At 63.1% G+C, this 15148-nt stretch carries 11 protein-coding genes and 1 pseudogene; 7 read left to right on the top strand and 5 right to left on the bottom strand.

What is annotated here, in order from left to right; all coding sequences use genetic code 11:
- Positions 1-8 precede the first annotated feature (8 nt).
- Positions 9-245 (bottom strand): Lrp/AsnC ligand binding domain-containing protein, encoded by a 237-nt coding sequence (locus FHX03_RS22315; protein ID WP_003567502.1) that lies wholly within the window; start codon positions 243-245, stop codon positions 9-11.
- A 71-nt stretch (positions 246-316) separates the two neighbouring features.
- A complete protein-coding gene (locus FHX03_RS22320; protein WP_097624989.1) occupies positions 317-1225 on the bottom strand; it encodes a LysR family transcriptional regulator in 909 nt (302 codons plus the stop codon).
- A gap of 103 nt (positions 1226-1328) precedes the next feature.
- On the opposite strand from FHX03_RS22320, the gene FHX03_RS22325 reads away from it, so the two are divergent.
- From FHX03_RS22325 to FHX03_RS22350, 6 genes are all read left to right on the top strand, one after another.
- A complete protein-coding gene (locus FHX03_RS22325; protein WP_183855497.1) occupies positions 1329-2741 on the top strand; it encodes a VOC family protein in 1413 nt (470 codons plus the stop codon).
- A gap of 65 nt (positions 2742-2806) precedes the next feature.
- The gene (locus FHX03_RS22330) at positions 2807-4090 is read left to right on the top strand and encodes an NAD(P)/FAD-dependent oxidoreductase (protein WP_183855498.1); all 1284 of its coding nucleotides are present in this window, start codon (positions 2807-2809) and stop codon (positions 4088-4090) included.
- Positions 4091-4135: 45 nt separating this feature from the next.
- Entirely contained in the window at positions 4136-5674 is a 1539-nt protein-coding gene (locus FHX03_RS22335; protein WP_183855500.1) for an aldehyde dehydrogenase family protein, read from the top strand.
- Between the two features lie 317 nt (positions 5675-5991).
- Positions 5992-7014, top strand: coding sequence for an iron ABC transporter substrate-binding protein (locus tag FHX03_RS22340; protein WP_183855502.1), 1023 nt, complete (start codon positions 5992-5994; stop codon positions 7012-7014).
- Positions 7015-7077: 63 nt separating this feature from the next.
- Positions 7078-8745 (top strand): ABC transporter permease, encoded by a 1668-nt coding sequence (locus FHX03_RS22345; RefSeq protein ID WP_183855504.1) that lies wholly within the window; start codon positions 7078-7080, stop codon positions 8743-8745.
- Positions 8742-9779, top strand: coding sequence for an ABC transporter ATP-binding protein (locus FHX03_RS22350; protein WP_097624983.1), 1038 nt, complete (start codon positions 8742-8744; stop codon positions 9777-9779). The genes FHX03_RS22345 and FHX03_RS22350 overlap by 4 nt, the downstream gene beginning before the upstream one ends.
- Positions 9780-9781: 2 nt before the next feature.
- On the opposite strand, the gene FHX03_RS22355 is transcribed toward FHX03_RS22350, so the two are convergent.
- From FHX03_RS22355 to FHX03_RS22365, 3 genes are all read right to left on the bottom strand, one after another.
- Positions 9782-11116, bottom strand: a complete 1335-nt coding sequence (locus FHX03_RS22355) for a glucoamylase family protein (protein WP_183855506.1) — start codon at positions 11114-11116, stop codon at positions 9782-9784.
- A 264-nt stretch (positions 11117-11380) separates the two neighbouring features.
- Positions 11381-13156 carry a gamma-glutamyltransferase family protein gene (locus FHX03_RS22360; protein WP_183855508.1) on the bottom strand — a complete coding sequence of 592 codons (1776 nt, stop codon included), beginning with the start codon at positions 13154-13156 and terminating at the stop codon, positions 11381-11383.
- 71 nt (positions 13157-13227) lie between these two features.
- The gene (locus FHX03_RS22365) at positions 13228-14670 is read right to left on the bottom strand and encodes a M81 family metallopeptidase (protein WP_183855510.1); all 1443 of its coding nucleotides are present in this window, start codon (positions 14668-14670) and stop codon (positions 13228-13230) included.
- Positions 14671-14851: 181 nt separating this feature from the next.
- Here FHX03_RS22365 and FHX03_RS22370 point away from each other — a divergent pair.
- Positions 14852-15127: pseudogene (locus FHX03_RS22370) on the top strand (HNH endonuclease); the annotation flags it as partial.
- Positions 15128-15148: the final 21 nt, after the last annotated feature.

Here is a 15148-nt window from a genome sequence, read left to right on the forward strand (position 1 = left end):
GAATTGCTTTAGAAGGCCTTGAAAGTCAGGGTCGTCAGCGAGCGGACGATGCCGGGAATGTTGGCGATGTTGTCGTTGATGAACTTGCCGATATCCTGGCCTTCCTCAATGTAGACCTTCAGCAGCAGGTCGTAGTCGCCGCTTGTGGAATAGAGCTCCGAGACCAGTTCGGTCTGGTAGATGGCGTCGGCGACCTCATAGGTCTTGCCGGGGGCGCATTGGAGCTGGACGAAGATCGGCTTCATGGGGATTTCCTGCAAAAGGGTTGTTTGGCTGATATAATGGTCGAAAGCGCCATGCCGATGCAAGCCGTTCGTCACGCTGCCGGCTCGGCGGCCGCTTCCGCGACGATCCAGTCGCGGAAGGCGGCAAGCGGCGCATAGTGGGCACGCTCGGGCGGAAAGGCGAGATAATAGCGCTCGCGGCTTTCCATTTCGCCGTCGATGGCGGCGACGAGATCGCCGCGCCGCAGCTCTTCCTGCATCAGAAATTTCGGCAAAAGAGCGATGCCGAGACCGGCGATCGCCGCTTGCGCGGCGGTGGCGAACTGGTCGAAGAGCATGCCGTGCACGCTTTCGAAAGACACGCCGTTGCCGGCGAACCATTGCTCCCAGGCGTCGGGCCGGGTCGTCAGATGCAGCAGCGGAACGGACAGCAGATCCTGCGGCCCGGAGATCGTGTATCGCTTCAGAAAATCGGGGCTGCAGGCCGGCACCGTGCGCTCCGACATCAGAAAGGCGAGTTCGGCGCCCGGCCAGTGCGGATGGCCGAAATGGATGGCGGCGTCGATCGAATCGAGGCGGAAATCGAAAGGCGAAAGCCGGGTCACCAGATTGATCGTCACGCCGGGATTGGCAACGAGGAAGCGCCCGAGGCGCGGCGCCAGCCAGCGCGTGCCGAAGGTCGGAAGGATGGCGAGGTTGAGCGTGCCGCCATGCGGATTGGCGCGCAGGTTCAGCGAGGCGCTCGATATGCGCCGCAGCGCCTCGCGGATCTCGCGGGCATAACTGTCGCCGGCTGGCGTCAGCCGCATGGTCTGACGTTCGCGCAGGAAGAGTTCGACACCAAGCTGCTCCTCCAGCGCGCTCACCTGGCGGCTGACGGCGCTCTGCGTCAGATCGAGTTCACGGGCGGCGGCCGTGACGCTGCCGGTGCGGGCAACGGCTTCGAAAGCGGCGAGATGCGAAATCGACGGCAGAAAACGTCTTGAAGCGAACATGTTCATTCCATTTCAGAATGAGCTATTTCCAAAATGTCGATATTTCCGCCTTTATGGCCGTTGTAAAGAGGCTCATCCTGCAAAAACGGAATGAGCCGGAGTTTCCGAGATGCCGCAAGCCTTCGTTTCCACAGACCGTATCCGCTCGCTGTTCACCGAAGCGATGTCGCAGATGTATCGGGCCGAGGTGCCGCAATATGGCACGCTGATCGAACTGGTGGCGGATGTGAATGCCGGCTGCCTCAAAAACAATCCCGATCTGCGCGAAAGGCTGGCCGGCGCCGGCGAACTGGAGCGCATTGATGTCGAGCGCCACGGCGCCATCCGGCTCGGCACGGCGGAAGAGCTTTTCACCATCCGCCGGCTGTTTGCGGTCATGGGCATGCAGTCGGTCGGCTATTACGATCTCTCGGTCGCCGGCGTGCCTGTTCACTCTACCTGCTTCCGGCCGATCGACGAGGCCGCACTCAACATCAATCCGTTCCGCGTCTTCACCTCGCTGTTGCGCTTGGAGCTGATCGAGGACGAAGGGCTGCGCAGCGAAGCCGAAGCCATTCTGGCAAAGCGGTGCATCTATACGCCGCGCGCCGTCGCGCTGATCGAGCGTCACGAGCAGAATGGCGGCCTGACGGAGGCGGAGGCGACGGAGTTCGTCGCCGAGGCGCTTGAAACCTTCCGTTGGCACGGCGAGGCGACGGTTAGCGCCGAAACCTATAAGCGCCTGCATGATGCGCACCGGTTGATCGCCGACGTTGTCAGCTTCAAGGGCCCGCATATCAACCACCTGACGCCGCGCACGCTCGATATCGATGCCGTCCAGGCCCGCATGCCGGAACGCGGCATCACCCCGAAGGCCGTCATCGAAGGACCGCCGCGCCGCCATTGCGATATTCTGCTGCGGCAGACGAGCTTCAAGGCGCTTGAAGAAACGATCGTCTTTGCCGGTGACGTGGAAGCGGTTCAAGGGACGCATACCGCCCGTTTCGGCGAGATCGAACAGCGCGGCGTGGCACTGACGGCCAAGGGCCGGGCGCTCTACGACCGGCTGCTCGCCTCGGTCCGCGGCGAAGTGCAGGTCGGCGCCGGCGGCGCCAAGGCCGGCGCCTACGATCAGGAACTTGCCGAGCGTTTCAAGGCGCTGCCGGACAGCTGGGAAGAGCTGCGCAGGCAAGGTCTCGCCTTCTTCCGTTACTGCGCGACGCCTGCGGGCATTGCTGCGGCCGTAGGCGCCCCGCTCCCCGGCGATCCGGAAGCGCTGATCGCCAAGGGTTACCTTGCCTTCTCGCCGATCGTCTACGAAGATTTCCTGCCCGTCAGCGCGGCCGGCATCTTCCAGTCGAATCTCGGCACCGATCAGCAGCAGAATTATGGGACACGTTCGAACCGCGACGCCTTCGAGGCGGCGCTCGGCGCCACCGTTCAGGACGAGTTGGCGCTTTATGCCGAGCGCCAGGCCGCCTCGCTGGATGCGGCACTGGAAGCGCTGGGGCTCGCGCCGCTGCAGTTGAAGACGGTCGCGTAAAATGGCCTTCAACACTTCATCATATGCGTTAGAGTACCGCGATTTCGTTCCGATCGGACTAGACCATGCTGAATGATCCGCGCTCCCACGGCCTCTGGGAAAAGACCGCAGCCGAGCCGCCGGCGACCTTGCCTCTCGAAGGCGCGGTGTCTGCCGATGTCGTCGTGGTCGGTGGTGGCTACACCGGTCTGTCCTCCGCCCTGCATCTTGCCGAAGCTGGGTCGAAGGTGGTGCTCTTGGAGGCGAAGGAAATCGGTTTCGGCGGCGCGGGGCGCAATGTCGGCCTGATCAATGCCGGCATGTGGGTGATGCCCGACGATCTGCCCGGTGTGCTCGGCCCGGTGCATGGCGAGCGCCTGCTCGAGCTGCTCGGCAATGCGCCGAAGCTCGTCATGGAGCTGATCGACAGGCACCGGATCGCCTGCGAACTCGAACGCAACGGCACGCTGCACTGCGCCGTCGGCGCCGACGGGCTGAAGGAGATCGAGGCGCGCGCGGCGCAATGGTCCGCGCGCGGCGCGCCCGTGACGCTGCTCGATGCGGCGGAGACAGCCAGACGCATCGGTAGCGACGCCTATACCGGTTCGCTGCTCGACATGCGCGCCGGCACGCTGCAGCCGCTGGCCTATGCGCGCGGCCTTGCCCATGCCGCCGTCAAGGCGGGCGTTGCCATCCACACGTCGAGTCCCGTCATCGCAACGGAGCGCAACGGCAGCCGCTGGACCGTGAAGACGGCAAACGGCGCGGTCAGCGCCGACTGGATCATCGTCGCGACCGATGCCTACAGCACCGGCCCCTTCGAGCAGGTCCGCAACGAGCAGGTCTATCTGCCCTATTTCAACTTCGCCACCGTGCCGCTCGGCCATAATCTGCGCCAGTCGATCCTGCCGGGGCGGGAAGGCGCATGGGACACCAAGGACATCCTCTCCTCCTTCCGCATGGACCAGGCCGGGCGTCTCGTTTTCGGCAGTGTCGGGGCGCTGCGCAATACCGGGCTAGCCGTGCACAAGGGCTGGGCTAAGCGCGCCTTGAAGCGGCTGTTCCCGATTATCGGCGATGTCGAATTCGAATGCGAATGGTACGGCCAGATCGGCATGACCGACAATGCGCTGCCGCGCTTTCATAAATTCGCGCCCGGTGTCATCGGCTTTTCGGGTTACAATGGCCGCGGCATTGCCCCCGGAACGGTGTTCGGCCGGACACTGGCCGAGCATATTCTCGGCCGGCTGACCGAAGACGCTCTGCCGCTGCCTTTGACATCACCCACCGAGCCGAGCTTCCGTGCGCTCAAGGAACTATGGTACGAAGCCGGCGCTCAGGTCGCCCATTTCGCCGATGCTCGCTTCTGAGAAGCGATGAACGCTTCTGAGAATAATAAGATTGGAACCACGACAATGACTATCGCCGTCCTCGATCTCGCCACCGAAACCGCCAAGCTGCTTGCCGAACTCGGCGTTGACGCCGGCCGCTATCACGGCGGCACGCTTTCCGTCGCCTCGCCGGTGACGGGCAAGGAAATCGGCAAACTCAGGGAGCACACCGTCTCCGAGACGAAGGCGGCGATCGAAGAGGCGCACAAGGCCTTCCTCGAATGGCGTGACGTCCCGGCGCCGAAGCGCGGCGAGCTGGTCCGCCTGCTCGGTGAGGAGCTGCGTGCGGCAAAGACGGCGCTCGGCCGTCTCGTCTCGATCGAGGTCGGCAAGATCACCTCGGAAGGTCTCGGCGAAGTGCAGGAGATGATCGATATCTGCGATTTCGCCGTCGGCTTGTCCCGCCAGCTCTACGGCCTGACGATCGCCACCGAACGCTCCGAGCACCGGATGATGGAAAGCTGGCATCCGCTCGGCGTGGTCGGCATCATCTCCGCCTTCAACTTCCCCGTCGCCGTCTGGTCGTGGAATGCAGCCCTTGCAATGGTCTGCGGCAATTCCACCGTCTGGAAGCCCTCGGAAAAGACGCCGTTGACCGCACTTGCCGTGCAGGCGCTGTTCGAAAAGGCGCTGAAGCGTTTCATCGTCGAGGGCGGCACGGCGCCGGCCAATCTGTCGACCTTGATCATCGGCGGCCGTGAGGTCGGCGAGGTCCTCGTCGACCATCCGAAAATCCCGCTCGTCTCCGCCACCGGTTCAACGGCCATGGGCCGCGCCGTCGGTCCGCGCCTGTCGCAGCGTTTTGCCCGCGGCATTCTCGAACTCGGCGGCAACAATGCGGCGATCGTCTGCCCGAGCGCCGATCTCGACCTGACGCTGCGCGGCGTCGCCTTCTCCGCCATGGGCACGGCCGGCCAGCGCTGCACGACGCTGCGCCGTCTCTTCGTGCATGAGAGCGTCTACGACCAGCTGGTGCCGCGGCTCCAGAAGGCCTATGGCTCCGTCACCATCGGCAATCCGCTCGAAACAGGCACGCTGGTCGGACCGCTGATCGACGGCCAGGCTTTCGAGAAGATGCAGGCAGCACTCAGCCAGGCGACATCGGCCGGCGGCAAGGTGACCGGCGGTGATCGCGTCGGCAACGGTTTGACCGATGCCTTCTACGTTCGCCCGGCGCTCGTCGAAATGCCGGCGCAAACCGGCCCGGTCGAGCACGAGACCTTCGCGCCGATCCTCTACGTGATGAAATACAGCGATTTCGATACGGTACTGGCCCTGCACAATGCGGTGCCGCAGGGGCTGTCGTCGTCGATCTTCACCAACGACATGCGCGAGGCCGAAACCTTCGTCTCCGCCCGCGGCTCGGATTGCGGCATCGCCAACGTCAATCTCGGCCCGTCGGGCGCCGAAATCGGTGGCGCCTTCGGTGGCGAGAAGGAAACCGGCGGCGGCCGCGAATCCGGCTCGGATGCCTGGAAGGCCTATATGCGCCGCTCCACGAATACGATTAATTACGGCAGAACGCTGCCGCTCGCCCAAGGCGTCAAGTTCGACGTCGAATAAGCCGGCTTGCAGAAAGGCTCGAAAAAGGAGGGCTGCACCCCCTAAACCGCGTCGCACGCAATTCGATTCATGCGACGCGCTTTAGCTCTTCTTTTGACGCATGTCGTTGTCCCGGAACCGCTGCACACTTCCGGGCGACATGCGCGGAATGCCGCTTTTTCGACCGATCGAGATTTATTCCCTTTTAATATGAAATATTTAGTCAAGATATTGTGATGGCTTTTCCTTGCAGGCCAAACTTGAAATAGGCAGTCAGGAAAAATATACGCCTCTCATCGCCCTTGTGGAGCTCGGGCGGCATTGCCACGGAGGCCATCATGAACTTTGCTCTCAACCGTTTTTCCCAAGCGCTTGCGCTTGCCGCTTCGTTTCTCTCCGCCACTGCGCTCGCCGGCAGGGCCAATGCGCAGGACGAAGGTCTCGTCGTCTACAATGCCCAGCATGAAAGCCTGGGCCGCGAATGGATCGACGCCTTCACCAAGGAGACCGGCATCAAGGTCACCATGCGCCAGGGCAGCGACATGCAATTCGCCAACCAGATCATCCAGGAAGGCGATGCCTCACCGGCTGACGTATTCCTCACCGAGAATTCGCCGGCGATGACGCTGGTCGACGGCGCAGGCCTCTTCGCCCCCATCGAAAAGGACACGTTGGACCAGGTGCCGGATCAGTACCGCCCGGCCGACGGCATGTGGACCGGTATTGCCGCCCGCACCACCGTTTTTGCCTATGACAAGACCAAGCTCACCGAAGACAAGCTGCCGAAGTCGATGCTCGACCTCGCCGATCCGGCCTGGAAGGGCCGCTGGGGTGCAGCGCCTGCCGGTGCAGACTTCCAGGCCATCGTCGCCTCGCTGCTGCAGCTCAAGGGTGAAGACGCCACCAAGGCATGGCTGAAAGGCCTCAAGGACAACGCGACACCCTACAAAGGCAACAGCGTCGCCATGAAGGCCGTCAATGCAGGCGAAGTCGAAGGCGCGATCATCTATCACTATTACTGGTTCGGCGATCAGGCCAAAACCGGTGAAAACAGCAAGAATGTCGGCCTGCATTACTTCAAGAACCAGGATCCGGGCGCTTTCGTCAGTGTTTCGGGCGGCGGCATCCTGAAGTCGACCCAGCATATGAAGGACGCCCAGGCTTTCTTGAAGTTCATCACCAGCAAGGCCGGCCAGGCGGTTCTGAAGGACGGCACGTCCTACGAATATGCCATCGGCAAGGATGCCGCTTCCAATGACAAGCTGACGCCGCTCGCCGATCTCAATGCGCCGAAAGTCGAAGCTTCGACGCTGGACAGCAAGAAGGTCGTGGAGCTGATGACGGTTGCCGGGCTGATCTGACGCTTCTGCCGCAGGCTTGCCATGGCCAAAACTATTGCTTTTGGCTCAAGAAAACCTTAGGGCATGACGATATCCGGCAACCGCTCCTCAAAAGCGGTTGCCTTCCTTTTTCGGCGTATGAAGGCATCGGCCTTGCTGCAGGACAACAGATTGCTCGCATCCGGCAACAAGGCGCCGGTCGCGTCGAAGGCCACGCGTATGGGTTTGCCGCGCGCGCGCGCGCCGCACGCCTCCGTGCTCCTGCTTGCCACCATCGTCGCGATCTTCAGTCTGGTGCCGCTCGGCTTCATCGGCTGGGTCACCTACGACGTCGGCTGGGAAACGGTGAAGGCCCTGGTTTTCCGGCCGCGCGTCGGCGAACTGCTCGTCAACACGGTCCTGCTGGAATCGATCACCATTCCGCTGTCGATCGCGCTTGCCGTGACGCTTGCCTGGCTGACCGAGCGGACCGACATTCCTTTCGCCAGGCTCTGGGCCTGGCTTGCCATCGCCCCGCTCGCCGTGCCCGCCTTTGTGCACAGCTATGCCTGGGTCAGCCTCCTCCCCGGCATGCGCGGCCTGCAGAGCGGCGTCTTCATCTCGGTGATCGCCTATTATCCCTTCCTCTACCTGCCGGTCGCCGCAGCCCTGCGCCGCCTCGATCCGGCGATCGAGGATGCCGCGGCCTCGCTTGGCCTTAATCCCTGGCGGGTCTTCTTCCGGGCGGTTCTGCCGCAGCTCCGGCTCGCCATTTGCGGCGGCTCGCTGCTGATCGGGCTGCATCTGCTGTCGGAATACGGCCTGTTCGTGATGATCCGCTTCGACACGTTCGCGACGGCGATCGTCGACCAGTTCCAGTCTTCCTACAACAGCCCTGCCTCCAACATGCTTGGCGGCGTGCTCGTCGCCTGCTGTCTTTTTCTGCTCGGCTTCGAGGTGCTGGTGCGCGGTAACGAACGTTATGCCCGCGTCGGCACCGGCTCGCCGCGTCCCACGGACCGCCGGCGGCTCGGCTGGTTCATGCTGCCAGCCATCTTGCTGCCCATCGCCCTGGCGGTGCTGACGCTCGGCGTGCCGCTGGTGACGCTTGGCCGCTGGCTCTATCTCGGCGGTACCGAGATCTGGCGCATCGAGGTCGGCAGCGCCTTTCTGCAGACGATCGTGCTTGCCATTGTCGGCGGCGTGCTGGCGACGATTGCCGCAGCCCCGATGGCCTGGCTTTCCGTGCGTGCGACCGGCCGCTTCCAGCGCCTGCTCGAAGCCTGCCACTATTACGTCGGCTCGCTGCCGGGTGTCGTGGTGGCGCTGGCGCTGGTGACGATCACCGTGCGTCTCGTGCTGCCACTCTATCAGACCTTCGCAACGCTGCTCGTCGCTTATGTGATGCTTTTCCTGCCGCGCGCCATGGTCGGGCTGCGCGCCAGCATCGCCCAGGCGCCGGTGGAGCTGGAGCGCGCCGCGATGGGGCTGGGCCGCACGCCGGGCCAAGCGGTGCGGCAGATCACCATGCGGCTTGCCGCACCAGGCGCGGCCGCCAGCGTGGCGCTAGCCGCGCTCGGCATCACCAACGAACTGACGGCGACACTGATGCTGTCGCCCAACGGCGTCGATACGCTGGCGACCAAATTCTGGTCGCTGACCAGCGAGATCGACTATGTCTCGGCCGCACCCTATGCCTTCATGATGGTCGTGCTGTCGCTGCCGCTCACCCTCATGCTCTATACGCAATCGAAACGGACCGCCGGCCAATGACGCTGCTTACGATCGAAAACATCAGCAAGCGCTACGGGCCTGTGCAGGCGCTGAAGGATATTTCGCTCGATGTCCAGGCGGGCAGCCGCACGGCCGTCGTCGGCCCGTCCGGTTCGGGCAAGACGACGCTGCTGCGCATTATTGCCGGCTTCGAGCAACCCGATGTCGGCAGGGTAACGCTCGACGGCGAAGTCCTTGCCGATGGGCCTGCGACGGTGCCGGCCCATAAGCGTGGCATCGGCATCGTTTCGCAAGACGGCGCGCTGTTTCCGCACTTGAGCGTCGCCGAAAATATCGGCTTCGGCTTCGAGCGGGGGGCAGCGGATCGCGAGAAGCGCATCGTCGAGCTGCTCGATATGGTCGAGCTCGACCGTGGCATGCTGGTGCGGCGTCCGCACCAGCTTTCCGGCGGACAGCAGCAGCGCGTGGCGCTTGCGCGTGCCCTCGGCCGCAAGCCGCGGCTGATGCTGCTCGACGAACCGTTCTCGGCACTCGATACCGGCCTGCGTGAGAACATGCGCAAGGCAGTGGCGCGCGTGCTGCAGGCGGCCGGCATCACCGCCGTGCTCGTCACGCATGATCAGGAAGAGGCGCTGACTTTTGCCGATCAGGTTGCGGTTCTGAGAGAGGGGCGGCTGATCCAGGCCGGGTCGCCGCAATCATTGTATCTGCATCCGCGGGATCGCGAGACGGCGCTGTTTCTCGGCGATGCCGTGCTGCTTCCGGCCATCATCCGCAACGGCCTCGCCGACTGTGCGCTCGGCCGCGTCGCCGTCGAAGGCAATCGTCAGGGCAAGGCGGAGATCATGCTGCGGCCCGAGCAGATCCGCGTCGTTGCCGATGAAGGCGATCGCCGCTATGGCGGGCGTGTCGTTGAGGTGGAGTTCGGCGGCGCGGTCTGCACCGTTGCGGTTTCGCTCGACGGTGTCGCCCTGCCGCCGATCCTGATCAAGACCTCAAGCGTCGCGCTTCCCTCACGAGGCGATCTCGTTCGCTTGGATATCGCGGGCAAGGCGCATATCTTCGAAAACTAAATTCAGCCGAACTTGCGCACCACTTCTTCCGGTTCGATGCCTTCGAGCCAGCCGCCGGTAAAGCCGGCGCGCTCGAGCCCGAGGCGGATGGCCGGCGATTGCCGCATCAGTTTCCAGATGAAGTCGGAGCGCTCGTTCTCGATGGTCATGACGACGAGACCCTGGTCGATGCCGACGGTGCGGTCATCGACCCAGCCTTCCGGCCGCTTGGTCTTGACGGTCGGGTTGAAGCCACCAGGAAAGCCGCCTTCCAGAAGCAGGTTCGGATAGCTGGTCAGCAGCGCCTTGGTGCCGTCGAGAGCCGCCTGCCGGTCGTAGGGCAGGCAGGCAAGCGCGGCCCAGGGCGCGATCGTGCCGTCGTCCGGGCCGAGTGGCGCGCCACGGGCGGCGTAACCCAGAACCTTCGGCTGGCGGCCGCCGCGCATGCGCCGTGTCGGCGGCGGACCGTCGCAGGCGGAGAAACCCCAGATATTCCTGTTGTAGCCGACGAACTGGCCGGGATTGCGTTCGGCATAGTCACGCTGGACGTTGATCATCACCTGCGTGTTGCGGAAATAGTCCCAGTTCCGCTCCGCCATCGGCTTGTCCTGAATGGTGCGGAAATCGATCCAGGCATGCGAGAATAGGTGGATGAAGAGTGGCCCGGCATAGAGGTAGGACTGCTCGCCATGCAGCATCCAGGAATAGCTTGACGTGAAGGCGTCGTAGCTCGATTGCGGGATCGGGTGCGTCGGCGAAGCGAGCGCCAGCGCATAGAGGATGATCGCCTCGTCGAAGCCGTGATAGCGCCAGCGCAGGAAGCCGGAAGAGGGCTTCCAGCCCATGGCAATCGTATCGCCCTTGTTCAGGGCCCAGCGCCAGTCGACGCGCTCGTAGATGAAGGTCGCGAGCGCGCGGATTTCCGTTTCCGTCTCGTCGTCTTCGCGATCGAAATACTGCGCTGCCGTTAGGATGCCGGCGATAAGCAGTGCCGTGTCGATGGTCGAGAGTTCACTGTTCCAGGCGCGATTGCCGGTATCCATGTGCAGGAAATGGTAGAAGAAGCCGCGGTGGCCCGTTGCGTGACGTTCCTCGCCCTGACGCGCCTCGGCAAAGAAACGCAGCGTATTGACCGTCCGTTCGGCAGCTTCCCTGCGGGTGATCCAGCAACGTTCGACACCGACAGGATAGGAGGAAAGGGCAAAGCCGACGGCTGCGATGCTCGCCGGCACGCCGCCGATCGAAGTATCGGCCACCAGGCCGTTTTCGGGATTGGTATATTTCAGGAAGTACTTGAACGCCGAATGCTGCAGCCTGTCGACGAGCGCTGAATCAATGTCTTCAATCCGTTGCAGCATAGGCTCCTACCCAACTGTTGCATCGCCCCATGCTTGAACATGGCGACCGTCCCCGGGCAAATCAAACCTTTTTGATTCGCAGGGATAAGAGAACACAAATAGGCGGAAGTGGTCGTTAATAATTATTGGTGAAATAATATCTAGCAGAAGTCATATAAGCAGCGCAGCAAAAAGGGTGGGCCGTGCGCCACCGGCCCGGGTTATTTTCCCGTAATACTTGTTGCCTCCACCCTCCGGGGAAGCGGCCGACGACGCGCGCTCAGGCTATCGTCCGACCGCATAGGCTTGCATGAGACGCGGGGTGGCCGCCGCGCGCAGCAGCCCGTCGGCATCGCGCCGCGCTGCGGTCAGCCGGCCGATGGTCCACGGATCGGTAACCGTCAGCCTATGGCCCTTGCGGGCGAGCGCATCAAGCACATCGGGGCCGAAATTCGCCATCAGGCTGCCCGGCTCGCGGGTGCGCGGATAGAAGGAACTCGGAAAATGGGCTGTGTGAAACAGCGGCCGGTCGATCGCCGCCTGCAGGTTCAGCTTGTGATTGACATGGCGCAGGAAGAAGGAGAGCTGCCATTGTTCCTGCTGGTCGCCGCCCGGCGTGCCGAAGGCCAGTGTCGGGCGGCCCTCGTAAAGGCCGAGCGAGGGCGTCAGTGTCGTGCGCGGACGCTTTCCCGGCGCCAGCGAGGTCGGCAGTTCCGGCTTCAGCCAGAACATCTGGGCGCGGGAATTGAGGCAGAAGCCGAGGCCGGGAACGGTTGGTGAAGACTGCAGCCAACCGCCGGATGGCGTGACGGAGACCATGTTGCCGTCGCGGTCGATCACGTCGATATGCACGGTGTCGCCGCGTTTTTCCAGATGCGCCATGGTCGGTTCGTAGACGGCGCCCGTCTTGGACGCAGCGCCGAGCATCGTCATCGTCAGATCATGCTGCGTTTCGAAACCCGGAACGATGCCGGGGCGAAGATCAAGGGAGGCGTCCGCGCCGATCAGCTTGCGGCGCTCGCTCGCATAGGCATCCGACAGCAGATGGGTGACGGGAACCTCGGAAAAATCGGGATCGCCATAATAGACCTCGCGATCGGCGAAGGCGAGTTTCATCGCTTCGGTAACGGTATGGACGAAATCGGCGCCATCAGGGTCCATCGCGGTGAGATCGAAACCTTTGAGGATCGACAGGGCCTGCAGGAAGACCGGACCCTGGCCCCAGGGACCGGTCTTGGCGATCGTCCAGCCGTAATAGTCATATGTCAGCGGCTCCTCGATCGTTGCCGACCAGGTCGCCATGTCGTTGGCGGTCAGCACGCCTTTGTGGCGGCTGCCGCTCGCATCCATCACTTCGGCGGTCTTCAGATAGGTATCGATCTTTTCGGCGATGAAGCCGCGGTAGAAGGCGTCGCGTGCCGCCTCCACCTGTGCCTCCCGGCCGCTCTTTGCCTCGGCTTCGGCAATGACGCGCTTCCAGGTTTCGGCAAGCACCGGATTCCTGAAATTCGCCTGTGCTGCGGGGACGCTGCCGCCGGGCAGCCAGATCGCGTAGGAGGTCGGCCATTCCTTTTCGAAGAAGGCCGCAAGCCCCTTGATGGTCGCGGAGACGCGCGACAGCAGGGGATGGCCGTGCTCGGCGTAATAGATCGCCGGTTCCAGAACGTCGCGCACGCTCATCGTGCCGTAGTCACGCAGCATCAGCATCCAGCCGTCGAAGGCGCCGGGGATGACTGTCGCAAGCAGGCCGTCGCCGGGGATCAGCGTCAGGCCTTCGCTGGTATAATGCTCGATCGTCGCGCCGGCGGGTGCCGGCCCCTGGGCCGAGATGACCTCGACCTTGTCCTTCTTCTTGGAATAAATCACCGCGGGCAGGTCGCCGCCCGGGCCGCAGAGATGCGGCTCGACGATCTGCAGCACGAATCCGGTCGCCACCGCGGCATCGAAGGCATTGCCGCCCTTTTCGAGAATGCTCATGCCGACCGCCGAGCCGATCCAGTGGGTCGAGGTAACGACACCGAAGGTGCCGAGGATTTCGGGACGGGTCGTGAATTCGGTCATTTGGGACGCCCTTCTGGCCGGATGTCTTTTCTGGCCGAATGTCTTTCCTGGGAAGTCGGATGGTTCGAAGCTCAGGCGCGCGCCGAGCGCGCGGAGAGAAAGACCTGCGGCTCGAAGACAAAATCCTTATCGAAGGGGTAGGTCGGATGCTGTTTGCGCAGCCGTGGCAGGCGCTCGACGAACTGGTCGACGACACCTGTCGACAGCGCCATCAGGTTCGGATTGGCGATCGGCGCCAGCTCGGGCGAGAGATATCCCGATTTGACGACGATTATCCTGGCGCCGTGCGGATCAAGTCCGAGCCGGGTGAAATCGACGATATTGTGATAGGGCCGGCGTTTTGCGGAGAGCACAAGATCGACGCCATCGATCGAAACCACTGCCTGGCGGTCGGCCGGGTCCGATGTTTCGTGCAGGAATTTCACGGTGAAGCGGGCCGTGACCGGCTGGCTGCCCTTGGTGTCGAGCGAGGCGCCGACGCTGAGATCGAGCGCCGCGCCGATGCCGCCGGCATAACAGTCCTCGGTCGCCGCCCTGTCGGCAATGCCGGCGAAAACAACGCCCGTCGCACCCTTGGCGATCAGCTCGGCCAGCACGTCGGCCCGGTCACCGACGCCACCGCCTGTGGGGTTGTCGCCGGATTCGGCGAGCACGACAGGAGCGGTCGGGCTTGCGATGGCTTTCGCAACACATTCCTCGACCGAGCCGGTCTCGCAGCCGAAGACGAAATCTCCTCGTGCCTCCCAATAAGCCTTCGCGAGGCGTCTGGCTTCACGCTCCAGCACGGCCCGATCGGTGCCGGTCATGATGGCGGCGGCCGTGGCGCGCGGTTCGTCGGCCCAGACATAGCCGACCATCAAGGATGCGTCCCAGACGCCGTCGATCGCGTCGATCCCGGGCAGCATGTCGTAGAGGCTTTTAGCCGGCTCATCGACTGTGCTGGTGCGCTCGCCGGGCAGCACGACCGGGATCGGCGCCCAGAGAACGACCGGCCTCACGCCTGTTTTCAGGCTCTTCACCAGCATGGCGACCGAACGGCGCATCGTCTCCTCGACATCGATATGCGGCGCGGTGCGGTAGGTGGAATAGATGTCGAGCGCATCGATGATGCGCTGGGTGACGTTGCCGTGCAGGTCGTAGCTTGTCGCAACGGTGCAATCTTCGCCGACCAGCGCGCGGGCAGCACCGATCCAGTCGCCTTCGGCATCCTCCATGCCCTCGACATACATGGCGCCGTGCATGGCGAGGTAGAGACCGTCGAGCGGCAGCAGCGGTTTGAGTCGCTCGAGGAATTCGCTCTTGAAGGCCTCGTAGGCGGCGCGCGATACCGGACCGCCGGCAATGGCGCGGGCATGGATCGTCGGCAGGAATTCAGCGTCGTAATCCTTAAGTAAGCCGAAGTAAGAGGATTCCAGCAGTCCTGCCCCGCGCAAAACGCGAAAATCCTTCTCTTCGTTCAGGACGGGATTGTATGTGCTGCACTCGATATGAATGCCACCGACGGCGATTCGCATGAAGAACCTCAGATAATGTTGGGAGCGGATTTTATAGGTGATGTCGGCGCCGATGCGTCAGGTTGGGGGGCGGCGGCGGCAGAAGGGGCTGAACTGAACATGAGGGTCTCGATCCGAAGACGTGTTCACTTTGCCTCGACAATAAGTTTACAGACGAAGCAATCAACCAAAATAAATTACAATCGATGCAGCGCATATCCGACCGGTCGAGGCGAGCGGTCCCGATATCGTCAGCAACGGAATTGCCCTATCCGGCACGGCCCATTGGATGTTCGATCGAGGATTGATCGGTCTGGCTGATGATATGGAGATTCTCATCTCACGAGACGTTAATGATCCCGACGCGCTACGGGGCCTGAGCAATAACACCGGCCGCGCGATAATGCCCCGGCGCGCATTCGAACGACCGCATGTGCATTTTCTGCAATGGCATCGCGAACATTGCTTCAACCGGTAAATCCGTCGGCTATTTTATTTG

Source organism: Rhizobium sp. BK456, assembly GCF_014194045.1.
GTDB classification, from domain to species: domain Bacteria; phylum Pseudomonadota; class Alphaproteobacteria; order Rhizobiales; family Rhizobiaceae; genus Rhizobium; species Rhizobium redzepovicii.

What these genes read in the sequence shown, in the direction of transcription:
- FHX03_RS22355 (WP_183855506.1), bottom strand. Translation starts at nt 11,116, where the DNA reads ATGCTGCAACGGATTGAAGACATTGATTCAGCGCTCGTCGACAGGCTG.
- FHX03_RS22335 (WP_183855500.1), top strand. Translation starts at nt 4,136, where the DNA reads ATGACTATCGCCGTCCTCGATCTCGCCACCGAAACCGCCAAGCTGCTT.
- FHX03_RS22345 (WP_183855504.1), top strand. Translation starts at nt 7,078, where the DNA reads ATGACGATATCCGGCAACCGCTCCTCAAAAGCGGTTGCCTTCCTTTTT.
- FHX03_RS22350 (WP_097624983.1), top strand. Translation starts at nt 8,742, where the DNA reads ATGACGCTGCTTACGATCGAAAACATCAGCAAGCGCTACGGGCCTGTG.
- FHX03_RS22360 (WP_183855508.1), bottom strand. Translation starts at nt 13,156, where the DNA reads ATGACCGAATTCACGACCCGTCCCGAAATCCTCGGCACCTTCGGTGTC.
- FHX03_RS22325 (WP_183855497.1), top strand. Translation starts at nt 1,329, where the DNA reads ATGCCGCAAGCCTTCGTTTCCACAGACCGTATCCGCTCGCTGTTCACC.
- FHX03_RS22365 (WP_183855510.1), bottom strand. Translation starts at nt 14,670, where the DNA reads ATGCGAATCGCCGTCGGTGGCATTCATATCGAGTGCAGCACATACAAT.
- FHX03_RS22330 (WP_183855498.1), top strand. Translation starts at nt 2,807, where the DNA reads ATGCTGAATGATCCGCGCTCCCACGGCCTCTGGGAAAAGACCGCAGCC.
- FHX03_RS22320 (WP_097624989.1), bottom strand. Translation starts at nt 1,225, where the DNA reads ATGAACATGTTCGCTTCAAGACGTTTTCTGCCGTCGATTTCGCATCTC.
- FHX03_RS22315 (WP_003567502.1), bottom strand. Translation starts at nt 245, where the DNA reads ATGAAGCCGATCTTCGTCCAGCTCCAATGCGCCCCCGGCAAGACCTAT.
- FHX03_RS22340 (WP_183855502.1), top strand. Translation starts at nt 5,992, where the DNA reads ATGAACTTTGCTCTCAACCGTTTTTCCCAAGCGCTTGCGCTTGCCGCT.